The organism is Nocardia sp. NPDC004068, assembly GCF_042874315.1.
Classification (GTDB): Bacteria; Actinomycetota; Actinomycetes; order Mycobacteriales; family Mycobacteriaceae; genus Nocardia.
Genome location: NZ_JBIAMW010000024.1, coordinates 40,714 through 64,031, shown reverse-complemented (window position 1 = coordinate 64,031; position 23,318 = coordinate 40,714). Strand labels below are relative to the sequence as shown.

Genomic DNA, 23,318 nt, shown 5'->3' with positions numbered 1-23,318 from the left:
CACGATGACCGGAGTGGTCGAGACGAAGGACACGCGTCCCGGCGAGCTGGCGGCGCTGGTGGACGACGCCATGTCCCGCGTACCGGATGCCGTTGCGGCACGGCGCTTTCCGCGCTCGGTGCTGCGCGATTTGGGCGCGGCGGGCGTGCTGCGGCGGCGCTGGCGGACCGAGGCCGGACCGGCGGGTGACGTGGAATACGGTGTGGCCCTGGGCGACGCGCTGAGCACCCGCGCGCCCGCGGGCATCGCCATCGGGGTGTCGCTGCACACCGAGACCGTGCTGTCGCTGCTGCACCGCTTCGCCGGGACCAGCGAATACCTGCACCGGCTGCGGGAGGCGGCGCTGGACGGCACCATGGTCGGCGCGATCGCGGCGAGCGAACCCACCGGCGGCAGCGATCTGTCGGCCGTGACCACGCTGGCCCGGCCCACCCCGGACGGCTGGGTGGTCACCGGGGCCAAGAAGTACGTATCCCTCGGCGCGGTGGCCGATTTCGCGATCGTGCTGTGCCGACTGGCCGCCGCCGACGGCACGCCCACCGACCGGCACGCCACCTTCGCGGTCGAGCTGTCGAAGGCCGTGCGGGTGCGCGAACACGACAAGCTCGGCACCCACGCGCTCGACACCGTCGCCGTGGAGTTCCGGGACGTCGAGATCGGGCACGACGCGCTGCTCGGCCGCCGCGGGCTGGGCGTGCTGAACCTCAACTACGGCCTGTCCTTCGAACGGCTGGCCATCGCCGCGCAGGTGGCCGGGGGTTGTGCGGCCGCCATCGGGCTCGCGGTCGAGCACGCCGAACGCCGCGAGCAGTTCGGCCGCCGCCTGCGCGACCACCAGTATCTCGCCTTCCGCCTCGCCGAACTGAGCGCGGAGATCGAGGTGCTGCGCGGCGCGGTGCGAGATGTGGCCCGTCAGTTGATGACCCGGCCGCTGGATCGCGAATTGATCTCGCGGATAGCGGGTTTGAAGCTGTGCGCGGCGCGGGCGGGGGAGCGGGTGATCAGCGACGCCATGCAGACCTTCGGCGGCCCCGGCTATCTCACCGCCGAGACCCCGTTCGGCCAGTACTGGAACGATATTCGCGTCTCCCGGATCGGCGCGGGCACCGACGAGATGATGCTGGCCATCGTCAGCGACACCCTGCGCGGCGACGCCGAGATGTACGACCGCCTGATCAGGATCAGCCGATGACGGCCGCCGGAGGCGTCCTCGTCGCCGGGCTGAGCGGTCAGGTCGGCCAAGGCTTCGCCGAGGCCGCGCTCACCGGAACCGGCGACGCCGCAACGGATTTCGAGCTGCGCGCGCTCGTGCGGCGGCGGCAACGCCGCAACCTGGGCGGAGAGTACGCGCCCGGCACGACCCGCATCACCCAACTGCTCGGCGACGTCACCCGGCCCGCGTGGGGGCTGGACCTCGACGAGCTGGCCGCGCCGGACGACATTCGCGCGGTGGTGAATCTCGCCGGGATCGTGGACTGGACCGCGTCGCAGGCCGATATGGACCGGATCAACTACCTCGGCGCGGTCACCGGGTTCGAGGTGGCCCGCGCGCTGTCCGAACGCGTCGGACATCCCGTGCCCTACGTCTACGCCAGCACCGCCTACGTGGCGGGCACCCTCGGCGGGCGGATTCCCGAACAGCAGCACGCCCCGCACCCCGACCGCACTCCCTACGAACTGAGCAAATGGTTCGCCGAACGGCATCTGCTGCGCGCGGCGAGCGAGACCGATCATCCGGTGCTCGTGGCCCGGATCGGCGGGGTGATCGGCAGTTCGGCCTCGCGCTCCACCACCCGGTACAGCTCGCTGTATCAGCTGGTCGCGCCGCTGTCGCGCGGGCAGTTGCCGGTGCTGCCGGTACGGCCGGGCGCGCGGGTCGACATCCTCCCGCGCGATGTGGTGGGCGAGGGGTTGGTGCGCCTGCTGTCCCGGGCCGCCGCGACCGACTTCCGCGCCTGGCGCGGCGGCGCGTTGGTGCATCTGTGCGCGGGGGAGCAGGCCCCGACCCTCGCCGCCCTGCTGGCGCTGCTGGAATCCAAGGACGTCGAGAAGCGTTACCGCCCACCGCGTCTGGTCACCGCGTCACCGGGCGTGCTGCGCCTGGGTGAGAACGTGGTGCTGAAGTACGCGCGGTGGAGCCGGGAGATGGGCAACCGGCTGCACGGGCTGCGCTACGTGTCCATCGACCGCGTCTTCGAACGCACCCGGCTGGGCGCGCTCACCGGCGGCTGGACCCCGGCGGTGGGCGTCGACGAGATCCTCGACATCGCCTTCGGTCTCGACTCCGCCCCGGTCACAGACGATTTCGCCGGACTGCCGCTGGGGAGGTTCGCATGAGGGTCCTCGTCGTCGGAGCCACCGGCTATCTCGGGCACGCGGTCGTGCGCGCGCTCGGCGCGGCCGGGCACGACGTGATCGAACTGAGCCGGTCCGGTCGCGCCCGGGTCGGGGTCGGCGTGCGCGGCGACGTGCTGATGCCCGGCCTCGGACTCGATCCCGACGATCGGGTGCGGCTGGCGGATGTGGCGGGCATCGTGTCCTGCTTCGGTTCGGTGGGCATGGGCGCCGATCCGGCCGAGGTGGTCACCGTGCACGTCACCGGGACACGCAATGTGCTCGACTTCGCGCGCGAGTGCGCGGCGCTGCGGCGGGTGGTGCACGTGTCGAGCGTGCTCGCGCTGGGCCGGGCGAGCGGCGAACTCGGCAATCGCGACCTGGCGCGAGGACAGACCTTCCGCAACTGGTACGAGTACGCGAAATACCGTGCGGAACAAGCGATTCGGCGGGAACGCGCGTTGCCGGTGACCGTGCTGCGGCTGGGCACGCTGCTCGGGGCGGCGCCCGCGCCGCTCGTGCCCCGGCACGGCGGTCCGGTGGCCGTGCTGCCGCATGTGCTCAGCGGGCTGCCCGCCATGCTGGAGCGCCGCGGCGAGTATCCGGTCTACGCCACCGACATCGCCGCCGCCGCGGCCGTGGTGACGAGCCTGCTTGTCGACGACGCGCCGCCCGCGACCTACACCTATTTCGATCCGGAGCTGCCGACCATGGCCCGCGTGCTCACCGAGCTGTGCCGCCCGTGGGGCGTGACCCCGAAACTCGTGGACACCGGGGGTTTGGCGCGGGTGGTGCAGCGCGGGCTGGCCCGCCGCTTCGGCGTCGATCCCGAGGTCGTCGAATACGCCCGCCCGCTGGTCGATTTCGAGCCCGGCATCCTCGACGCGCTGCCCTGTGGGCCGGTGCCGTCGACCCCCGACTATCTGGCCGCGACGGGCCGGGTGCTGCGCGACGCGGCCCCGGCCGAGGAGAGGGGAGCCGATCGTGTCCTCAGCTGATGTCACGACCGCGCCCGACCGGTGCCGCGTCGACACCGCCGCGCATCCGGTGCTGCGGGTGTACTCCGCGGGCAACTTCGGGGAGATCGCGCCCGAACGGCTCTCGCCGATGTCGTGGTCGCTGGTGGGCCGCCCGATGGAACTGGGCACCCGCACCTTCGTGTCCGACATCCTGCGGGATCCGGTGTGGGCCACGGGATCCCACTACGTGTTCACCGGCTACTTCAACTGCCGCCCGTACCACAATCTCAGCGCCTACTGCCATATCGCCGAACACGTCGACCTGCTCACGCCCGAGGACGTGACCGCCGCCTACTTCGAGGGCATCGAACCGCCGCGCACCGTGCTGGGGCGCGGACCGGGTCGGGCCAGCCGCAATCGCGCAACATATCGGATGATGCGCGAGCTGATCACATTGCGGCCACGCGTGATCGAACTCGAGCAGCGGGTGTTCGACTTCGAGAATCTCGTGGACGACGTGGTGGGCGGCGAAAGTAACTGGCGGCTGGGCGAACTCGCGGAGGTGGGCAACACCCTGCTGGAACGGGCCTGGCACCTGCACATCATCGGCACCTCCGGCTCCATCGCCGCCGACGTGCTGCAACGCACGGCCGTGCATCGCCTTGCGGCGCACGGCAATTCGCTGCTCAACTGGTTGCGCGAACCCGCCGAGCTGCCGTGGGGTCCGCTCGCCGACCTCGCGCCCATCGCGGGCGGCCCGGCCGACTTCGTGCGGCATCCGTTCTACGAGGTCGCCGACACCCAGGCGCCCTGGTGCGATTACACGCTGCCGCCGATGGGCGAGGTGACCCGCGGCGGCGGCGAGGCCGTGGAGGTCTCGCCCCGCGAGGCGCTGGTCGGCATGCAGGGCCGCTGGCGCGGACTCGGCATCGACGCGACCGTGCTGTTCCTCGGCGATGTCATGGCGTTGCGCGAGCACAGCAAGTCGCTGGCGATGCGGCTGCTGCACGCGCACCGCCGCTTCGTGCCCCGGCTCGCGGAGCTGCGCGGGCTGCGCGCCGACCAGTGGCCGTACCTGTCGATGGCCGAACTGCGCGCCCGCACCCTGCCCGGACCCGACGAACTCGAGGCGCGCCGACTCGCCTGCGAGGACGCGCTGGCCATCGATATGCCCGACTACCTGGACCGCACTCCCGGTGCGCCGCAACACTTCCGGCCCGTGCGCCGACCGCGCGGGGTGTCGGCGGGCGTGTACGACGGGATCGCCATCGGTCTCGACGAGCTGCCGCAGGCGCCGGGCGCGGTGCTGGTGTGCGAGAGCGCCGACGCCAACATCATGCCGCTGCTGCCGTTCGTCTCGGCGGTGGTCACCGCGCGCGGCAGCCAGTACTCCCACATCGCGATCATCTGCCGCGAGGTGGGGATCCCCGCGGTCGTCTCGCATCCGCTGGCCGCGGAGATCAAATCCGGACAACGCGTCCACGTGGACGGGGACAAGGGAGAGGTGACGATTCTTGATTGAGCAGGACGACGTGGCCGTGCTGTCGGTGATCGAGGACCAGCTCGGTGTCGGCCGTCCCCGGCCGGATCTGCGCATGACCGATTCGATCCGCGACGACATCGACCTGGATTCGCTGTCGCTGATGGAGGCCCTGACCCGGGTCGAGGACCACTACGGGATCGAACTCATCGACAACCCGGAGATCGGCGGCGTGCGGACCGTCGGGGATATGGTGGCGCTGATCCAGCGCGTGCGCCGCGAGGCCGTGGGCGCCGAGGGGGATTGATGAAATCGATCGTCGACTGGGTCGTCGAACCCGTCCCCGATACGGCGCTCACCTTCTATCAGGGCGCGGAATGGCGCAGCACCGCCTACCCGATCCTGGCGCGGGAGTCGCTGGGTGTCGCGGAGACGTTGCGCGAGCGCGACATTCGCAAGGGCGATCGGGTTGCGATCATCCTGCCCACCGGGCGCGCGTTCGTCCGGTACTTCTTCGGCACGCTGGCCGTCGGCGCCATACCCACGGTCATCGCGCCGCCGGGGCTGCACGGCAGCACCGACTACGGCGACTACGCGGCGACCCTGTTGCGCGCGCTGGAGCCGCGGGCGGTGATCGCCGAACCCGAAACGCTCGCGCTGCTCCCGGAGCGGCCGGGGGCCGACGCGTTGCGGATTGATGCGAGCGAGCCGGTGGTGGAGAGTTCGGATACCCTCATCGATCCCGCACTGGGCGAGGACATTTCGATCATCCAGTTCACCTCGGGTTCCACGCGCGCGCCCAAGGCGGTGCGGCTGAGCTCGGCGGCGGTGGTCGCGCACATCGAGATGTTCAAGACGGTGTTCCACGATCGGCCCGCCGAGGATCCGGACTCGTTCGGGTCGTGGCTGCCCATGCATCACGACATGGGCCTGATCGGAACGTTTCTGACGCCGGTGAGTCACTGCAAGGATCTGTGGCTGATGCGGCCCGAACAGTTCGTGCGGCGGCCGATGCTGTGGCTGGAGCTGTTCGGCCGCCACGGCGTGAACCATTCGGCCTCACCGAATTTCGCGCTGGAGCGGATCGTGCGGGTGGTGAGCCCGAACACTTTGGCGGGCATGGACTTCAGCACCTGGCGCACCGTCATCGTCGGCTCCGACCGCATCAATATCGGGGCGCTGCGGGCGCTGTACGACCTGCTGGCCCCGCTCGGCCTGCGCGCGGACTGCCTCAAACCCGGATACGGCATGGCCGAGACCACCCTGGCGGTGTCCACCATCGGCCCCGGCGAATCGCCGCACGCGCTGCTGGTGGACGGCACGCGGCTGCGGGAGGGCGTCGAGGTGCCGATCGTGGGCCGGGAGACGCTGGACCCGCCCGGGAACGCCGACGCCGACGCGGTGCGGGTGGTCGGCTGCGGGCAGTCGTTGCCGGGCGTGCGGGTCACGGTCGCGGGGGAGGACGGAAAACCGTTGTCCGACAGCCTGGTCGGTGAGCTGGTCGTCGAGTCGCCCGCGATCTACAGCGGCTACCTCGGTGACGACGCGGCCGCCAAACCCACCCGTCATCCCACGGGCGATCTGGGGTTCCTGCTCGACGGGCAGATCTATGTACTGGGCCGCCTGGGCAATTCGGTGAAGATCAACGGCAATTTCGTCACCGCCGAGGATGTGGAGATGGCGCTCGCCGAGCGGCTCGGGCTGCATCACGACAAGGTGACCGCGGTGCTGCGCGATCTCGGCGAACCGAATGCCGTGGCGGCGCTGCTGATCTTCCAGCAGCGGGTGCCGCCGGACAAGGTGGAGGCCGCGCTCGGTGTGCTCGCCCGCATGGGTCTGCCCGCCGACCGCGCGGCGCTGACCGTGATCGCGCCGCGCGCGGTGCCGCGCACCACCAGCGGCAAACCCAAACGCGCCGAGCTGTGGCGGCTGTTGGAGATCGGGGCGGTGGCGGCGCGGGTGTGTCATGTGGGTGCGCGGTCGCCGCTGCGGGAGGCGTTGGGATGAGCGCGCCGGAGATCTCGCGGGAACGGCTGGGCAACAAAGGTTTTCATCTGTGGGAGCTGCGGGAGCGCGGCTATCCGGTGCCGCCGTTCGAGGTCGTGGACGGCCCGGCGGTCCGGGCCGGAATCGACCGGGCGGCCGTCGCGCGACTGCTGGACCGGTTGCGGGCGCGGGCATCCGAGTGGATGGGCGTGGACCCCGAGTCGGTCGCGTTCGCGGTCCGGTCGAGTCCGCCGGTGAGTATGCCCGGGATGATGGACACCCTGCTCGGCCTGGGCGTGGACGAGTCGGCGGTGCCCGCGCTGGCCGACCGGCTCGGCGGCGCGGAACTCGCGCACGACCTGCTCGCGATCGGGGAGCGCGACCTGCGCACCCACCTCGGGTCGGCCGTGCCGACGGCGGCGATCGACCGGGTGCACGCGGCCGTCGCGGCGGTCCGCGACTCCTGGCACAACGATCGCGCCCGCGAATACCGTCGCGCGCACGGCATTTCGGAGGAGCTGGCACCGGCTGTCGTGGTGCAGGCCATGGCCTTCGGGCTCGGGGCGCGATCGGGGAGCGGGGTGGTGTTCAGCCACGACCCGCTCACCGGCGAACGCGGCCTGCACGGTGAGTATCTGGCCGCCAGCACCGGCGCGGCGCTGGTCGGCGGGCAGGCCACACCCGACGGTCTGGCGGGGCTGGCCCGCGAATGTCCGGACGCCTACGCCGAATTGGCGCGCGTGGTCGATGAGCTGTTCGCCTGGCAGCGGGTGTTGATCGAGGTGGAGTTCGTCGTCGAGCGGGGGCGGTTGTGGCTGGTGCAACTGCGCGCGGCCACCGCCTCGGCCGCGGTGCACACCACCATCACGATCGAGGCGTGGCGGGCCGGGCTGCTCGATCGCGCGACGGCGCTGGCGCGGCTCTCACCCGAGGCGCTGGGCACGCAGACCCGTCGCGAGGCCGCGCCCGGCCACGGGACGTTGCTGGCCACCGGCATCGGGGCCGCGAGCGGTGTGGCGACGGGAACGGTCGTGCGGACCGTGGCCGAGGTGCTCGACCGGATCGGTGAGCCGACGGTGCTGCTGCGGCCGACCACCGAACCGGAGGACTTCCTCGGCATGGCGCAATCGGCCGGGATCATCACTCTCGAGGGCGGTTTCGGCTCGCACGCCGCCGTGGTCGCCCGCGAACTCGGCCGCCCCGCGGTCGTCGGCGCGCGCTTCGCCGACCCGGACTGGCAGAGCGAATCGGCGACGGTGACGGTGTGCGGCACCACCGGAAAGGTCTGGGCGGGAACGGTTCCCGCCGTCTCCCGTCCGGCCGTGGACTGGCCGGAGGATCTGCTCGGCCCCGCCCCGGCCGACGGCGACCGGTTGACGCGGCTGCGGGCGGTGCTCGCCGCGGCGGGTATCGAGGAGGAACGATGACGACGGAGATCGAGATCGCCGCGCTGGATGTGCGGGTGCTGCACGCGGTTCGGGTCGGCGGCTGGTTGAGCGCCGAGCGGATCGCGGCGTGGGTGCCGGAGGCGGCGGGCGCGATCGAGGAACTCGTGGACCGGGGACTGCTCAAGGCGGTAGATACGCCGCAGGGGCGATTGTTCGGGCTCGCGGAAGGTGTTGTGCTCCAAGTTGATTCAGCGCTCACGGCGGGCGCGGTGGATGTGCCCGCCGCGTCGGTCGTCGCCGACCTGCTCGCCGACTTCGAACGCTCCGATCCGGTGCTGAAGGAGCGGGTCACCGCCTTCCAGCGCACCCGTGACGCGGCGGGCGCGGCGGCGATCGTCGAATTCCACCGTGCCAGAACCGATCTCATCGATCGGATCGGCGCGGCCAGCGTGCTGTGGTCCGGATATCCGGAGCGTTTCCGGAGGGCGGTGGCGGCCGTCGAGGCGGGGGACCTCGATCACGTGGCCTCCCCGCTGCTCGACAGCTACCACACCGTCTGGCATCTGCTGCACCGCGACCTGCGGGCGATCAAGGCGCTTCCCGTCGGGTGAAGGTGATCGACGAACCCGGCGCGATCAGGGCGCTTCCGGCTGGGTGAAGGTGACCGACGAACCCGGCGCGAGGCCCAGGCCCACGCCGGTCAGCGGCTGGTCGGTGTGGATGAGTACGTTGTAGTGGTTGGGGTAGTGGCAGCAGTCGAATCCGAGCACCGAGCCGATCACGATGCCGTCCACCCGCACCTCGTCGCCGCGATCGATCACCCCCGCCGAGGTGATCTCCGCGAAACCGAGGAAACCGACCCGATCCACCCGCGCGCCCGTGCTCGCGTCGCTGTGGTCGGTGGTGACCAGTTCGTGCACCTCGCCGCGGGTGACGCAGCGGCTGGCCCACTCCGACACCGACATGCCCCGATCGTCGCGGCGGTGCCGCAACACCTTCACCAGCGCGCCGGACACCGCGTATTTGGCGCCGTCTTCGAATACGTTCATCGTGTCATTCCTTCATCGGGCGCGGGTATAACTGTCGGTCACCAATTCGAGGGCGATCAGGCCGTCGTCGCCGTATTCGCCGCCCGCGCCGATCGCGCGCGTGAAATCGGTGAGAATGCCGACGTATTCGTGCCACAGCGAACTCTTGAATCCCGTGAATCCGGCCAACATATCCGCGGACAGCATTGTGCCGTCGGCGTATTCGACGTCCACCGTCTTGCGTTCGCCGTGGGGATAGGACCAATCCAGCAGCAACCGCGCGGTGGCGCCGTCGTTGCCCGCGAGGGTGATGTCGGCGGTGCGGTCCACCCCCGCCGCGTCGCGCTCGATCCGCGCGTCCTTCACCGCGAGGTCGGGCAGGAACATGCGGACGACGTCGAGCGCGTTGGGCCCGTTGTCGGCGACGCAGCCGCCGCCGCAGCGTTCCATGTCCAGATACCAGCGGTCGTCGCCGACGTGGTCCTCGATGAGCTCGTCGTAGTGCACGCGCACCGCGCGCACCGGACCGTGCGCGCGGCCCGTCCGGCGCAGGGCCAGCACATTGTCGTTGTAGCGGCGATGGAAGGCGGTGAACAGCGTGGTGTCGGCGGCGCGGGCCGCCGCGCACAGCTCGCGGGCGGCCGCGACCTCGGTGGCGAGGGGCTTCTCCACGCACACCGCCACCCGCGCCGCGAGGGCGTCCGCGCAGATCGTCGCGTGAACGTCGTTGGGCACGTTGACGATCAGCGCGTCCAGCCTGGCCTCGGCCAGCAGGGTCCGATGATCGGTGTAGCGGTCGGCCCGGACGCCGTCGAGGCGATCGGGTCGCAGATCGCACACCGCGACCAGGTCGGCGGCGGGGACATGATCGAAGGCGGCTATGTAGTACGGGGCGATCACGCCCAGACCCACCAGGCCGACGCGCAGCGGGCCGCTCATCGCAGCGTCCCGGCGGGTGCGTCCACGCCCTCGGCGCGGGCGACGTCCATGATCTCGGTCCACAGCGCGGCGTCGAGGACGATCCCGTCGCGCTCGGCCGCCCGCACCCGCTCGCCCTCCCGCGTCCCCGGATAGCCGACGGGGTGAGCCGGATCGATCGGGGCGCAGTCGCGCAGTGCCGCGAACATGGCGCCCGCGGCGGGGGCCATGGACGAATTCCCGTGCAGCGCACGTGGATCGATGACCATGGCGAAATAGCCGATATCGTCGTCGCGGCCGGTGGGTCCGCCGGAGCCGGTGAACGCGGCCGCGTCGGGGCCCAGCGCCGCCCCGGACACCAGCGCCGACAGCACCTCGACCAGCAGGGCGAGCCCGTAACCCTTGTACGCGCCCGTCTCCGGCCGCCCGCCCAGCCAGGTAGGGAATCCGTCGCCGCGATCCAGCGCCGCCGGATCGGTGGTCGGCTCGCCCGCCGCGTCGACCAGCCAGCCCTCCGGAATCGGCTCGCCGCGCCGGGCGGCGGCCCGGATCTTGCCGGTCGGCACCGCGGTCGTGCTCATATCCAGGACGAACGGGTCGGCGCCGCCCGCAGGTGCGGCGATGCTGAGCGGATTGGTGCCCAGCATGGCGTACCGGCCCCCCGGCGGCCGGGCGATGCGCTGCGCCCCGCAATTCGACGACAGCAGCGCCACGCGGCCGCGCAAAGCCTGTGCGCGCGTGTGGAATCCGGCGCAGCCGAAGTGGGTGGCGTTGCGCACGAAGCACACTCCCACCCCGTGCCGCGCCGCCCGTTCGGCCGCGTCGTCCAGCATCGCCGACGCCGTCCAGAGTCCCAGTGTGCGTTGGGCGTCCACCACCGCGGCCGCGCCCCGATCGGCCACCACCGTCGGATCGGCGGCGGGCGCGACCCGCCGATCGTCGAACAACGGCAGATACAGCCGGGTCAGATTCGCCAGCCCGTGCGAGCCGAGCCCGGCGGCGTCGCCGTAGACCAGGGCGCGCGCGGCGAGCGCGGCCCGATCCGCGGGCACCCCGCGTCCGGCGAAGATCTTCGCCACGAAGCCGACCAACTCGTCGTGGTCGACCGACAGCCGGTCGGCGGTCTCGACTTCGATCATCGGTTCCCATCCATTCGTTCGGCAGCGGGTACAGGGTGTGGCGCGTGGGCCTCGACGAAACGGCCCACCAGCGCGGCGATTTCGGCCGAATAGGCCGCGAGGTCGGTGAGGTCGGCGAATTCACCGTCGGCGTGGGCGCGGTTGCGGTCGAGGTCGCCGGGGCCGAACACCACGGTGTACGTGCCGGGGACCTCGCCCAGCCAGATGGCGTCGCAGGTGAAGGGGTCCGCGTCGGGCGGCCACCACGGGAGGTCCGATCCGGCGACCAGTTCGGCGGCCCACGGATCGGCCGAATCCAGCGTCGGCAGACCGCTTTTGAGCCAGTCGACGCCGACCAGCTCGGCGGCGTCGGCGGCGGTGCGGGCCAGGGCGGGACGGGAGGCGTGCAGGGCGGTGAACTCGGAAACCGCCGCGGCGCACTGGTTTTCGAGACCCGAGCGGGCGCGCCGCGCGGTGTCCTGGTCGCGGTAGGCGATATTGAGCAGCAGATCGCCGCGCCCGTAGACGCGATTGTGCAGGTGCCCGGTGTGCAACCCCGCGACGCACACCCGCGCCCCGGCCGCCCAGTCGGGCTCGGTGAGGGCGAGGCGGTGGGCCAGGTAGCCGAGCAGGACCGTCGCATTGTGCCCGGCCTCGGGATGATCGTCGATGGCGTCCTCGCCGCGGACCCGGATGCGCGCGGTCATGGCGGCGGTGCTGCGCGGCAGCAGCCGACCGCCCGTCGGCTCGCAGAACACATTGATCCGGCCCACGTAACCATCCGCGACCAGCGGGCGGGTGCCGAAAACGCCCATCGCCCCGCCCTCCTCGCCGGCCACCAGTTGCACCAGCACGCGGATACCGGTTCGTTCGGGATCCAGATCGGCGAGCGCGGCCCGCAGTCCGGCCAGCAGGGCGACGGCCGGGCCCTTGGCGTCGATCGCGCCGCGTCCGTGCACGCGCGTGCCCTCCACGCGCGGGACGGGCACATCGGCGACGGTGTCCAGGTGCACGTTGAACATGAGCGTGCGGTCGAGTGGGGCGTCGATTCCCCAGCGCAGCACCAGATTCGGCTGGCAGGCGAGGAAATCGGGGCGTTCGGCGGCGGCCCGGCGCACGATCTCGGGGACTTCCGGCCGTCGCAGCCAGGCCGGGTCGGCGGGGGCGTGCCGTTCGACGTGGAAGCCGAAACCCGCTGCGTGCGTGGCGATCCGCTGCCCCGCCTCCCACAGGCGCGGCGGGGGGCCGTCGGGATGTTCGAGCGGTCCGGCGGTCGGCAGGGCCAGCAGATCCAGCAGCAGATCCCGATCCGCGGGGCCGAAGGCAGGGGTGTTCACGACGGTCTCCCGGCCACGACGGCTGCGAGCAGTTCCTCGAAACACGTTCCGTAGTCGACGAATTCGGTGATGTCGGTCAGCTCGGTCATGGTCTCGTGCGGGCGCAGGGTCAGATGCGGTTCGATCGAGAACACCCCGCGATAGCCGTGGTCGAGCAGCATGCGCACGCTGTCGGCGACCCGGCAGCGGCCGTGGCCGGGCAGGACGTACCGCACCCCCTCGTCGGTCTCGATCGCGTCCTTGACGTGCACGTGCTCGACGCGATCGACCACGGGCGCGAGATAGTCGACGTCGGTGTAGCCGTGCGCGGGGCCGTTGCCCGCGTCGAACAGCAGGCGCAGGGCGGGGGAGTCGACGCTGTGCAGCAGGTCGAGCGCGCGGCGGGGATCGGTGCCCGCCCAGCCCGCGCAGTTCTCGTGCACCAGCACCACGCCGTGGTCGGCGGCCAGCGCGGCCAGCTCCGTCAGGCGGCGGATCACCTCCGCGCGCCAATCCCGTTCGGAGAGGTCGTCATTGGGGTAGGACATGATTCGGATGCGGGGACAGCCGAGGGTGCGCGCGTGCCCGAGCAGGACGCGCAGTTCATCGAGGTCGGTGGCGAGCGGATCGGTGATCGGGCGGCCCCAGTTGCCGATTCGAGAGTCGAGACAGACCACCTCGATTTCCGCGGCCGCGATCTGCTCGGCATACCGCTCGAATCGCTCGCCCGGCAGATCGGCCAGCGGCACCCCGCCGATACTGCGCAGCTCGAGCCGGTTCCAGCCCAGTTTCCGCACGGCGGCGATCTGCTGTCCCAGCTCGGCGTGCGCCTCGTCGCCGATTCCGGCGATGCGCATGTCCGGTGGGTTCTGCTCGGCGCGTGGCACGTTGCCTCCCTTGTCGGCTGGGTTCTGCTCAGCGGATGGGGCGTTGCCTCCGTTGTCGGCTGGGTCCTGCTCAGCGGGCGGCACGATGCCCTCCCTCGTCGACGGCGGAACGGGCCAGCGCACGCGCGGCCTCGAGGAGTTCGACCACGCGACACTGCGATTCGAGATCCGCGGGATCGTCGTGGTCCGGGCGCGTGTAGACCCGGGTGAACAGGGTGCGCAGGGCGTCGTCGGGGAAGGTCTCGACGGTGCCGCCGATCTCCACTCGTCCGGTGAGGTCGTCGGCGCTGGGCGAGTAGTGGCCGGTCACGCGGCCGCGCTCGAAGTCCACCTCGATCCGGCGGGTGCGGAGCGGATCGGTCAGATCGGACACGATCTCGGTAACCGCGCCTCCGTGATGGGCGAGGGTCAGTCCGGCTCCGCCCATTCCGGGGAAGACACGGCCGTCGACCGGCGGGGTGTCGCGCAGCCACGCGGCGACGGGTTCCGCGTCCCCGGCGAGGGCGAGCGCGACGCCGACGCTGTGCGGCGGTTCGACCTCGAAGGCGTCGGCGTGGGCGGTCGAGGTGGCGGTGTGCGCGAGGCGCGGTTTGGTCTGCCGGAAGGCGATGCGGCGGACGGCGCCCAGCTCACCCGACGCGGCGATGTCCCGAATCCGTTGTGTCACAGCGCTGGACAGCCACGGGGCCACCACCGTCACGCGCAGTCCGTGCCGCCGCGCCAGTGCCAGGAGTTCGCGGGCCTGCTCCCCGGTTGGGGCCAGGGGCTTCTCCACGAGGAAGGTCCGGAACCCGAGCGCCGCCAATTCGCTCACCGGCTCGACACGGACGGCGGGCGGGGTGCACAGATGGACCACGGTCTCGCGAGGATCGGTGTGGCGCAGCGCCTCGCGCGGCGAGCCCACCGGGCGCACGCCCGCCACCGGCCGGGGGAGCGGGTCGTAACCCAGCGGTTCGACCCCGCCGCACAGCTCGGGAATACCGCGCAGCGCGCGCAGATGCAGATTCCGCCCGGCATGGCCGAGACCGATAATGAAGGCGCGCAATATCTGGTCCTCGAATTCGGATGGCTGCGGGCCGAGAGCCCGCCTACAACGCTCTATCGAAAGCGATTCCGGGGCAATGTCTCCGGCGTGGCAAGTATTTGCTAATGCCTTCGCGCGGGAATTCGCCGACTGTCGAGACATGGCAGGCACGCTCCGCGCATTGGCCGATCTGGCACGGGGTGTCGACGTGATGCGGCGCCGCGGACTGTTCGATCCGCTGCGGCCCGGCCACGCCCTCGGCACCGCGCGCAATGTCACCCGCTACGGTCCGTTCGCCGGGGTCGTCATGCAGGGCGCCCGGGTCACCCCGGACGCGGCGGCCATCGTCGACGAACGAGGTGAGTTGACCTTCGGCGAACTCGATCGGCGCTCCAACGCCCTCGCTCGCGGGCTCGCCGGAAACGGTTGGGGGCCGGGCGATGTGGTGGCGGTACTGGCCCGCGATCATCGCGGCATGGTGCTGACCCTGCTGGCCGCGGGGAAACTCGGGGTGCGCGCGGTGCTGATGAACACCGGTTTCGCCGCGCCGCAACTGGCCGCCGTCGCCGCCCGTGAGCGGGTGCGCGCGGTACTGCACGACAGCGAGTTCACCCCCTTGACCGACGCGCTCCCCGCCACGATGCCGCGCGTGCTGACCTGGGTCGACGACGGGGACGAGATCGACCCGGCCACCCCGACCATCGACGCCTTGGCGGCCGGGCACGCCACCGATCCCGTGCCCAGACCACCCCGGCCGGGCGGGATGGTTATGCTCACCAGCGGTACGACCGGCACCCCCAAGGGCACGCCCCGCGAGAAGACCAGCCCGTTCGCCTCGGCGCAGTTCGTGGATCGAATTCCATTGCCGCGCAACGGCACGATCGTGATGGCCGCGCCGATATTCCACGGTACCGGCCTGTCGCAGTTCTCCCTCGGGCTCGCCCTCGGTAATCGAATCGTGTTCCAGCAGCGCCGATTCGACGCCGAGCGTACCCTGGCGAATGTCGCGCGCTACCGGGCCGACGCGCTCGTCCTGGTCCCCACCATGTTGCAGCGCATTCTGAACCTCGATCCGGAAAGGCTTGCCGCGCACGACTGTTCGTCGCTGAGGGTGATCGTCGCCTCCGGCTCGGCCATGGCGCCCGATCTGGTGATCCGCGCGCTCGACCACTTCGGCGACATCCTCCACAATATGTACGGCTCCACCGAATGCACCGTCATCTCGGTCGCCACCCCCGCCGAGCTGCGGTCCGCGCCGACGACCGCCGGTCGCCCGCCGGTGGGGATCCGGCTGGCCCTCTACGACGAGAACCGTCGGCGCATCACCGCGCCGCACGTGACCGGCACGATCTTCATCGCGAATCCGCATGCCCACCGCACCTACACCGACGGGCGCGGCAAGGAGACCGTCGACGGCATGATCTCCTCCGGCGACGTCGGGCACTTCGACGAGAACGGGCTGCTGTTCCTCGACGGCCGCGACGACGACATGATCGTCTCCGGCGGCGAGAACGTCTTCCCCCAAGAAGTCGAGCACCTCATCGCCGACCGGCCCGACGTCCTCGAGGCCGCCGTCGTCGGCGTGGACGACCGCGAATTCGGAAAACGGCTGCGCGCCTTCGTCGTTCCCGCGCCCGACAGCTCGCGTGACGCCCAGGAGATCAAGGACTACGTCAAGGCGAACCTGGCCCGCTACAAGGTTCCGCGCGAGGTGATCTTCCTCGACGAACTCCCGCGCAACGCCACCGGCAAACTGCTGCGCGCACCGCTCGCCGAACTCGACGTGCCGGGCTGAACCGCCAACCCCGGTTGTTCAATCTGAATTGAACAATCTGGATTGAAGGAATATCCTGGCCGCATGACCGAAGACGCGCGGCCCCTCTCCCCGTCGGCCACCTCGGCCGCGCGGGAACTGCGAATGCTCATCGGCCGGTTGCGCCGCCGCTTCCTGGAGGCGTCCGACAGCCGCGAGCTGACCGCATCGCAGATGGCGGTGCTGAGCCGCTTGAAGAAGGGCGACGCCTCCGCCAGCGATATCGCCGCCGCCGAGCGAGTGCGCCCGCAGGCCATCGCCGCGAGCCTGACCGTGCTGGACGAGCGCGGCCTGGTCGAGCGCCGTCCCGACCCGCACGACCGCCGCCGCCAACTGCTGTCGCTGAGCCCGACGGGCCGCGACTTCATCGAGGGCCGCGCCCAGGCCGGACAGGAATGGCTCGCCGCTGAACTCGACCAGCGCTTCACCGAGGCCGAACGCCAGCACGTTCTTACGGCAGTGGAGCTGCTGGAAAGGCTGGTGCGACAGTGACTTTCGCGTTACACGGGGTGCGCGGGGCCGGTGCCGAAGTGACTTCCGCGCTACGCGGGGTGCGCCGGGCCGGTGCGGCAGTGACTTACGCGCTACGCGGGGCTGGTGCGGCAGTGACGTCCCACCACCCGGGGCACGCGCGGCCGGTGCGGAAGTGACCTCCACACCACGCGGCACACGCGGGGCCGGTGCGGCCGTGAAGTCCACACCGCGCGTGGCCGAGCGGCCCGACGGGTTCGACCGCAAACTGCTGCTGCCGATGGTGCTCGGGTCGATCCTGAACCCGATCAACACCTCCATCCTCGCCGTCTCGCTGGTGCCGATCGGCATTGCGTTGGGCGCGCCGCCCGCGCAGACCGCGTGGCTGGTGTCGGGGCTGTACGTGGCGACGGCGGTCGGGCAGCCCGCGATGGGGCGGCTGATCGATCTGTTCGGGCCGCGCCCGCTGTTCCTCGCGGGGACCGCGCTCACCGGGCTCGGCGGCGTCCTCGGGGTCACCGCGCCCTCGCTGTGGGTGCTGGTGCTGGCCCGGGTGATCCTCGGGCTGGGCACCTGCGCGGGTTATCCCGCCGCTATGCATCTGCTGCGCAGTGAGGCCGACCGCACCGGGCGCCCGGCGCAGACCTCGGTGATGACGGTGCTGGCCGTCGCCAATCAGACCATCGCCGTCATCGGACCGACGCTGGGCGGGCTGCTCATCCACCTCGGCGGCTGGCGCACGACCTTCGCCATCAATATCCCGCTGGCGGTCGCCTGTCTGGTCGTGGGCGCGCTGTGGCTGCCGAAATCGAGGGTCGCGCCGCGGACGGCGCGGGCCGGGCTGGATGTGCCGGGCATGGTCCTGTTCGCGGGGATGCTGGTCGCGTTGCTGCTGTTCCTGATGAAACCGCAAGCGGCGCAGTGGTATTCGGCCGCACTCGCGGTCGTGCTCCTGGTCGCGCTGGCCGGGTGGGAGGTGCGGGCCGCCTCGCCGTTCCTGGACGTCCGGGCGTTGGCGAGCAGCGTGCCGTTGCTGGTGACCTATCTGCGGTCGCTGCTGACGGCCACCGTGGCGTACTGCTTCCTGTACGGCTTCACGCAATGGCTCGAGGAGGGGCGCGGGCTGAACCCGACCGTGGCCGGGCTGATGCTGCTGCCGATGTCGCTCACCGCGATCGGGGTCTCGGCGATCACGGGGCGGCGCAACCGAATTCGTAGCAAACTGCTCGTCGGCAGCGCGGGGCAGCTGGTGGCGTGCTCGCTGTTGCTGTTCATGACACCGGCCACGCCGCTGTGGCTGCCGTTGGTCGCGGCGCTGGTCATGGGTGTTCCGCAGGGGTTGAACACGCTCGCCATCCAGAACGCCGTCTACCACCAGGCCGATCCTGCGCGTACGGCGTCCTCGGCCGGGTTGCAGCGCACGTTCTTCTACCTCGGCGCGATCGGGTCGGCGGCGGCCAGCGGCAGTTTCCTGACGCCGGGTTCGGGCGCGGCCGGACTGCATCACCTGGCCTGGTTCATGGTCGCCGCGGCGGCCCTGTTCTTCCTCGTCACCGTCGTCGACCGCAGCCTCCGGCATCTCGCCGTCGACTGAGAACCGTTGTCCCCGAAAGGATTTCCCATGCCCGACGCGTTCGACCCGCGCCGCACCGCCCTGCTGGTGCTGGACTACCAGCCGGGCATCCTCGGCTCCCTCGACCAGGCCCCGGCGCTGCTGGACGCGGCCGCCGCCGCGATCGCGGACGTGCGCGGGCGCGGCGGCCGGATCGGCTATGTGCGCATGGCCTTCACCGACGCCGACTACGACACCATGCCCGCCACCAGCGCAATGGCGGCCGCCGCCACCCCCGAACGCCGCGCCGCCCTGCACGCCGACGCGCCGACCACCGCGATCCACGACCGGATCGCGCCCGAACCGGAGGACATCGTCGTGCGCAAGACGCGGGTCGGCGCGTTCACCACCACCGACCTCGACGAGCGACTGCGCGCCGCCGAGATCGACTCGCTGATCCTGGCCGGGGTCGCCACCAGCGGCGCGGTGCTGTCCACCCTCCGCGACGCCGCCGACCGCGACTACCGGCTGGCCGTCCTCGCCGACGCCTGCGCGGATCGCGACGCGGAGGTGCACGAGTTCCTGGTGGAGCGGATCTTCCCCCGGCAGGCCCGGGTGACCGGCACGGCCGAACTGGCGGCGCTGTTCGGCTAATTGCCGTACGAATAGCGAAGATTCGCGAACAGCAGGGTGTTGACCCGGTATCGCAGGTGCCCGATCGCGCTCTCGTCGGGCGGCGGGCCGGGCGTCAGCAGGGTGAAGCGCAGTGCGGTGCCGCCGCCCGCGGGCGCGAGATCGAAGCGCAGCCGGACGTCGGGTCGGGCGGGCCACAGCGAGGACCACATGACCAGGTGCGGGGCGACGGCCGTCAGCACCGCGGGGTCGGTCTCGTCGGCCAGCAAGTCGAGCCAGGGGCGCGCGCCCGGACGTCGCGGTTCGGTCAGCGACTCCCACACCACATGTGGAGGTGGCGGCAAAGTTCGTGTCCGCGAACCGAATTCGAGCATGTCGTCCAGTGTAGGGGCGATACGGGAAAGGCCCCGCGGGTGCGGGGCCTTTCGCTGCGTCGTGTCTCAGTGGCCGGGCGCGGGGCACGGCGGCGGGCCTTGGGGGTCGCCCGGGGGCGGGCCCTGGTGGTCACCGGGCGGAGGACCCTGGTGGTCACCGGGCGGCGGCCCCTGTGGATCACCCGGGGGTGGGCCCTGCGGATCGCCCGGCGGCGGGCACTGCCCGGTCCCCGGGCCGTCGGGCTGGCCCGGCGCGGGATCCGCGCTCGCCACCCCGGCGCCCAGCGCGGCCAGCAACACTCCGCCGCCCACGGCGACGCTCATCAGTCTCGCCCTCATCCTCATGCGCATTCCTCCATCACCCGGATTCCCGGTCCGGCTCGGGTGGCCCGTTCTCGGCCCACGCCCCGATCTTCGAGGCCGCGGATGGAGCTCGGCTGCAAGCCGACTGGACGCGAGCTGTGAAAGCCGTGCGCCCGCTCAGAGTTCGGGGCGCCGGCGGCGCGCATGCTGGTCGCGGGAGTGGGTGATCAGGCTGATCTGGCCGTCGGACTCCATCCACGCCTGGTGGACGTCGGTCAGATCGTCGATGCCCTGTTCGCGCAGCTTGCCCAGGAGTTCGGCCTCGGTGATCAATTCCTGGCGCATGTTGCGACGGAGCAGGCGGCCGTCGCGGACCAGACGCAGCGGTTCGGGCCGGATCAGCCGGGCGGCCCAATGCCACCGGTACGCCGCGTAATTCAGCAGATAGGACCAGCCGACGATGACCGCCACCAGCAGATCGGTCATACCGGTCGCGCCCGTCTCCCGCTTCAGGACCACGCGCAGCAGCGCGAACAGCGTGAGGTACATGACCGTGCCCCGCAGCACCATCTCGAGCGGCGGGGTCTGCGGAGCGAACAGGGCCTCCCAGTCGATCACAGCGACCGGTTACCCCTCTGTGCGGTCGCTATCGGTCGGGGCCGAGACGATCCGGTTCATCCGGGCCTTGATCGGGTCGGGGAGGACGTGGTTCATCAGGGCGGCGGCCTTGACCGCGACCGAGGCGGCCACCACCTTGCGGTCGTCGCGCAACAGCGCCTCGACGCCCTGGCGGGCGACGGCGGCGGGATCGTCCTTGGGGCCCTGGCCGATTCGGGTGGTGAGCATCTTGGCGCGGCGGAAGAAGTCGGTGTCGGTCGGGCCCGGCAGCAGGGCGGTGACCGTTATCCCGTTGTCGCGCAACTCGTCTCGCAGCGCCTCGGCGAAGGACAACACGAACGAGTTGGACGCGTTGTACACCGCCTGCCGCGGCCCGGGCATCGTGGCCGCGATCGACGCGGTGAACAACAACTTGCCCCCGCCCCGCGCGACCATGTCCCGCACGACGAGCTTGCTCAGGTGCACGGTCGAACGCACATTGAGATCGATGATGTCGAGTTCGTCGGCGAGCGCGGTCTCGGCGAACAGCCCACCGCGCCCCACGCCCGCGTTCAACGCCGCCGCGTCCAGCCTGCGCCCGCCCTCGACGGCCGTCGCGTAGAGCTGCTCCACCCCCGAGGGCGTACGCAGATCCACCCGAACCGGACGAACCGCGGTCCCCCCGTCGAGCGCCGCCGCCGCGGTCTCGATCGCCACATCCTCGGCCGCCACCACAAGGTCGTAGCCGCGGACCTGGAACTGCTTGGCGATCTCGAACCCGATACCGCTGGACGCGCCGGTGACGAGGGCGAGCGGAGGTGTGTCGGTCATGGGTCTCTCATCTCCTGTGAGCCGTGCATCGTATCGCCTTGTCGCTCAAGGCTTCTCGGGGTCGAGGGCGTCCTTGATCTTGCCCATCAGACCGCCCTCGGTGCCGAACGCGGTGGAGCGCGGCTTGCCCATCGAACCGTCGTAGGTCGCGTACAGCTTCGGGTCCGGCGCGGGTGCGGATGCCTTCTCGCCCAACGGTTCCGGATTCGGGATGAAGCCGTTCTCGTGCACCCCGTCGGGGGCGGTACCGTGCGCCCACGCGCCCTGATCGGCGGCCGCGCCGTCCGACAGGTGCCACAGACTGGTGGCGTGTTCGGCGTACTCCTCGTCGAACAGCGCGTTCGGCGCGACCGTGTCCTCCACGCCGTCCGCCTTCAGCTGCGCGATCGCGGACAACCACATGTTCTGGTGGTAGGTGTCGCGGGCCAGGTTGAACTTCAGCATGTCCTTGACGCCCGGGTCGTCGGTCATGTGATATAGACGCGCGGTCTGGATCCGGCCCTGTGCCTCGGCGGCCACGTTGGCCCGGAAGTCGGCGAGCAGATTGCCGCTCGCCACGATGTAGCGGCCGTTCCACGGCACCCCGTTGGAATCGGCCAGCACCGGGCCGCCGCCGGAGACGATGGCCTGCTGAGGATCCATTCCGCCGAGCACCGCGGCCATCACCGGATCGTTCAGCGCGGACTGCGTCGCGTGGGTGGCCGGGGCGCCCTCGAGCAGGCGCGCGACCATGGTGGCGATCATCTCGACATGGCCGATCTCCTCGGTGGCCACATCCATGATCAGGTCCTTGTACTTGCCCGGCATCCGGCAGTTCCAGCCCTGGAACAGGTACTGCATCGTCACCGTCATCTCGCCGTAGGCGCCACCGATCAGCTCCTGCAACTTGCGCGCGTACACGGGGTCCGGCTTCTCCGGCTTGACGTCGAACTGAAGATGATCGGTATGACGGAACACGCCTGACCTCCTGGCCGCTCTGGAACCTTCGGGGCCCGGCTACCTCGGATCGCGAATTCGAAACGGTCGCGGTTCGATCGTCGAGGGTCGGCTCAACAGTTCGGCTGCAAGGGGTAACACGCGGTCGGCCGTGGGGGTGGGGGTGCCTGCGGTGGTTGGGGGGATTGCTCCACGACCGACGGGGTGACCGGTGTGGTCGTACCCGCACCGCCGGGGCCGACTCCGACGCGGCCGTGCACCACGAGCCAGAAGACGACGGCCACCACGGCGAGAAGTACGACGGCCACCACGGCCCGCAATCCCGGGACGCGGCGGCGGGCTGGGCTGCGGGCGGGTGGGGTCGTGGGCGGCGGGGGTTCGGGTGGTGGGGAGGATCTCAAGCCGGGCGGGGTTGTCAGGCGGCGGGCGGGGTTGTCGGTGGGGGTGGTCACCCTCGGTGAGGGGCCGGGGGTCGGGGTGGATTTCAGGCCGGGTGGGTTCGTCAGGCGGTGGGCGGATGGTTCCGGATCGGGGTTTGCGGTGGCGGAAGGTGGGATCTGGGGGGAGGGTTCGCCGGTCGGGAGGCGGGTGATGGGTGGGGACTGGTCGGTGGGGTGCGGCGGCTGGAGAGGCCAGTCTTGTTGCGGCGCAGGGGATTCCGAGCCGAAACCCTCGGCGACGAGGTCGGCGATGCTGAGTGAACGGCCGAAGTTCAGGGCCTCGAGGAGGGCGTGGGTCTGCTCCGCGCCGCGGACGGATTTGCGGCGGGCGGCGCGGCGGAACCAGGCGCGGAGTTCGGCGGGGTCGGCGACGAGAACGTCCATGCCGGTGCGTGATTGCTCCTTGCGCAGGGTGATCTCCTGGCCCGGCTGGGTCATGATCAGGACGAGGCCGGATACGAAGGTCTCCAGGCCCAGCCGTTTGGTGAGGTTCTTCAGGCCGTACATCGCGCCGCTCACCTGGTCCAGCGGATTCTGGTCGCCCGCGCGGACGTGCAGCGGGCTCCCGTCGAAACCCTCGAGCGTCCACGGCCCACCGGGAGGACAGTCGAGGATCCCGCCCACGGGTGCGGTAATCCCCTTGACCTCCACGACGACACACGCCTCGGGAGTGATGACCACCAGATCCGTCTCGTCGGCCCGCGTCCCACCACGCCGATCGGGCACATAACACCCCGAAACAGCCACGCCGACAATCTTGTACGTACCGTTCCACCCACGCAGCCAATCCAGCACCATACGCTCGGTCGGCGGAATCCCACGGCGCTCACCATTCACGACCAGCACGCCGTCACACCCCCTACTCGTGCGAACACGCCGAAACCGGCGCTGCTCCAAGCGTATCCGGGTGAGTGGTGCGAGCAGGGGCGT

General features: G+C 71.0%; 24 protein-coding genes. 12 read left to right on the top strand and 12 right to left on the bottom strand.

The window, feature by feature from the left end:
- Positions 1–4: 4 nt before the first annotated feature.
- From ACFYTQ_RS36255 to ACFYTQ_RS36220, 8 genes are read left to right on the top strand one after another with little or no spacing between them, the layout of a single operon-like run.
- Positions 5–1,192: an acyl-CoA dehydrogenase family protein gene (locus ACFYTQ_RS36255; protein WP_387370707.1), complete on the top strand. Its 1,188-nt coding sequence runs from the start codon at positions 5–7 to the stop codon at positions 1,190–1,192.
- Positions 1,189–2,337, top strand: a complete 1,149-nt coding sequence (locus ACFYTQ_RS36250) for an SDR family oxidoreductase (RefSeq protein WP_387370705.1) — start codon at positions 1,189–1,191, stop codon at positions 2,335–2,337. Before ACFYTQ_RS36255 ends, ACFYTQ_RS36250 begins: the two co-directional genes overlap by 4 nt.
- A complete protein-coding gene (locus ACFYTQ_RS36245; protein ID WP_387370703.1) occupies positions 2,334–3,332 on the top strand; it encodes an SDR family oxidoreductase in 999 nt (332 codons plus the stop codon). Before ACFYTQ_RS36250 ends, ACFYTQ_RS36245 begins: the two co-directional genes overlap by 4 nt.
- Positions 3,319–4,815, top strand: coding sequence for a PEP-utilizing enzyme (locus tag ACFYTQ_RS36240; protein WP_387370701.1), 1,497 nt, complete (start codon positions 3,319–3,321; stop codon positions 4,813–4,815). The genes ACFYTQ_RS36245 and ACFYTQ_RS36240 overlap by 14 nt, the downstream gene beginning before the upstream one ends.
- Positions 4,808–5,080 carry an acyl carrier protein gene (locus ACFYTQ_RS36235; protein ID WP_387370699.1) on the top strand — a complete coding sequence of 91 codons (273 nt, stop codon included), beginning with the start codon at positions 4,808–4,810 and terminating at the stop codon, positions 5,078–5,080. The genes ACFYTQ_RS36240 and ACFYTQ_RS36235 overlap by 8 nt, the downstream gene beginning before the upstream one ends.
- Complete coding sequence (locus ACFYTQ_RS36230; RefSeq protein WP_387370697.1) at positions 5,080–6,780, top strand: AMP-binding protein; 1,701 nt, start codon at positions 5,080–5,082, stop codon at positions 6,778–6,780. Before ACFYTQ_RS36235 ends, ACFYTQ_RS36230 begins: the two co-directional genes overlap by 1 nt.
- Positions 6,777–8,186 (top strand): PEP/pyruvate-binding domain-containing protein, encoded by a 1,410-nt coding sequence (locus ACFYTQ_RS36225; RefSeq protein ID WP_387370695.1) that lies wholly within the window; start codon positions 6,777–6,779, stop codon positions 8,184–8,186. The genes ACFYTQ_RS36230 and ACFYTQ_RS36225 overlap by 4 nt, the downstream gene beginning before the upstream one ends.
- The gene (locus tag ACFYTQ_RS36220) at positions 8,183–8,758 is read left to right on the top strand and encodes a hypothetical protein (protein ID WP_387370693.1); all 576 of its coding nucleotides are present in this window, start codon (positions 8,183–8,185) and stop codon (positions 8,756–8,758) included. Before ACFYTQ_RS36225 ends, ACFYTQ_RS36220 begins: the two co-directional genes overlap by 4 nt.
- A 24-nt stretch (positions 8,759–8,782) precedes the next feature.
- Here ACFYTQ_RS36220 and ACFYTQ_RS36215 read toward each other — a convergent pair whose 3' ends face one another.
- From ACFYTQ_RS36215 to ACFYTQ_RS36190, 6 genes are all read right to left on the bottom strand, one after another.
- Positions 8,783–9,196 carry a DUF6917 domain-containing protein gene (locus ACFYTQ_RS36215; RefSeq protein ID WP_387370691.1) on the bottom strand — a complete coding sequence of 138 codons (414 nt, stop codon included), beginning with the start codon at positions 9,194–9,196 and terminating at the stop codon, positions 8,783–8,785.
- Positions 9,197–9,208: 12 nt separating this feature from the next.
- Positions 9,209–10,114: a Gfo/Idh/MocA family protein gene (locus ACFYTQ_RS36210; protein ID WP_387370689.1), complete on the bottom strand. Its 906-nt coding sequence runs from the start codon at positions 10,112–10,114 to the stop codon at positions 9,209–9,211.
- On the bottom strand, positions 10,111–11,232 hold the full coding sequence (locus ACFYTQ_RS36205; protein ID WP_387370687.1) for an Ldh family oxidoreductase: 1,122 nt from the start codon (positions 11,230–11,232) through the stop codon (positions 10,111–10,113). Before ACFYTQ_RS36205 ends, ACFYTQ_RS36210 begins: the two co-directional genes overlap by 4 nt.
- Positions 11,229–12,548 (bottom strand): M20/M25/M40 family metallo-hydrolase, encoded by a 1,320-nt coding sequence (locus ACFYTQ_RS36200; RefSeq protein WP_387370685.1) that lies wholly within the window; start codon positions 12,546–12,548, stop codon positions 11,229–11,231. Before ACFYTQ_RS36200 ends, ACFYTQ_RS36205 begins: the two co-directional genes overlap by 4 nt.
- The gene (locus ACFYTQ_RS36195; RefSeq protein WP_387370683.1) at positions 12,545–13,414 is read right to left on the bottom strand and encodes a sugar phosphate isomerase/epimerase family protein; all 870 of its coding nucleotides are present in this window, start codon (positions 13,412–13,414) and stop codon (positions 12,545–12,547) included. The genes ACFYTQ_RS36200 and ACFYTQ_RS36195 overlap by 4 nt, the downstream gene beginning before the upstream one ends.
- Positions 13,415–13,484: 70 nt before the next feature.
- Positions 13,485–14,459, bottom strand: coding sequence for a Gfo/Idh/MocA family protein (locus ACFYTQ_RS36190; protein ID WP_387370681.1), 975 nt, complete (start codon positions 14,457–14,459; stop codon positions 13,485–13,487).
- 139 nt (positions 14,460–14,598) lie between these two features.
- Between ACFYTQ_RS36190 and ACFYTQ_RS36185 the strand changes: the two genes are divergently transcribed.
- From ACFYTQ_RS36185 to ACFYTQ_RS36170, 4 genes are all read left to right on the top strand, one after another.
- Positions 14,599–16,233: an acyl-CoA synthetase gene (locus ACFYTQ_RS36185; protein WP_387370679.1), complete on the top strand. Its 1,635-nt coding sequence runs from the start codon at positions 14,599–14,601 to the stop codon at positions 16,231–16,233.
- Positions 16,234–16,296: 63 nt separating this feature from the next.
- Positions 16,297–16,743 (top strand): MarR family transcriptional regulator, encoded by a 447-nt coding sequence (locus ACFYTQ_RS36180; protein WP_387370677.1) that lies wholly within the window; start codon positions 16,297–16,299, stop codon positions 16,741–16,743.
- Positions 16,744–16,939: 196 nt separating this feature from the next.
- Complete coding sequence (locus ACFYTQ_RS36175; RefSeq protein ID WP_387370675.1) at positions 16,940–18,316, top strand: MFS transporter; 1,377 nt, start codon at positions 16,940–16,942, stop codon at positions 18,314–18,316.
- Between the two features lie 27 nt (positions 18,317–18,343).
- A complete protein-coding gene (locus ACFYTQ_RS36170) occupies positions 18,344–18,928 on the top strand; it encodes a cysteine hydrolase family protein (protein ID WP_387370673.1) in 585 nt (194 codons plus the stop codon).
- On the opposite strand, the gene ACFYTQ_RS36165 is transcribed toward ACFYTQ_RS36170, so the two are convergent.
- The 6 genes from ACFYTQ_RS36165 to ACFYTQ_RS36140 form a co-directional block, all read right to left on the bottom strand.
- Entirely contained in the window at positions 18,925–19,281 is a 357-nt protein-coding gene (locus ACFYTQ_RS36165) for a hypothetical protein (RefSeq protein ID WP_387370671.1), read from the bottom strand. The genes ACFYTQ_RS36170 and ACFYTQ_RS36165 overlap by 4 nt on opposite strands.
- Positions 19,282–19,347: 66 nt before the next feature.
- On the bottom strand, positions 19,348–19,605 hold the full coding sequence (locus ACFYTQ_RS36160) for a hypothetical protein (RefSeq protein ID WP_387370669.1): 258 nt from the start codon (positions 19,603–19,605) through the stop codon (positions 19,348–19,350).
- 156 nt (positions 19,606–19,761) lie between these two features.
- Complete coding sequence (locus tag ACFYTQ_RS36155) at positions 19,762–20,202, bottom strand: DUF421 domain-containing protein (protein ID WP_387370667.1); 441 nt, start codon at positions 20,200–20,202, stop codon at positions 19,762–19,764.
- 9 nt (positions 20,203–20,211) lie between these two features.
- Positions 20,212–21,012: an SDR family NAD(P)-dependent oxidoreductase gene (locus ACFYTQ_RS36150; protein WP_387370665.1), complete on the bottom strand. Its 801-nt coding sequence runs from the start codon at positions 21,010–21,012 to the stop codon at positions 20,212–20,214.
- A gap of 45 nt (positions 21,013–21,057) precedes the next feature.
- Positions 21,058–21,969, bottom strand: a complete 912-nt coding sequence (locus ACFYTQ_RS36145) for a manganese catalase family protein (RefSeq protein WP_387370663.1) — start codon at positions 21,967–21,969, stop codon at positions 21,058–21,060.
- A gap of 92 nt (positions 21,970–22,061) precedes the next feature.
- Complete coding sequence (locus ACFYTQ_RS36140) at positions 22,062–23,186, bottom strand: NERD domain-containing protein (RefSeq protein WP_387370736.1); 1,125 nt, start codon at positions 23,184–23,186, stop codon at positions 22,062–22,064.
- Positions 23,187–23,318 lie beyond the last annotated feature (132 nt).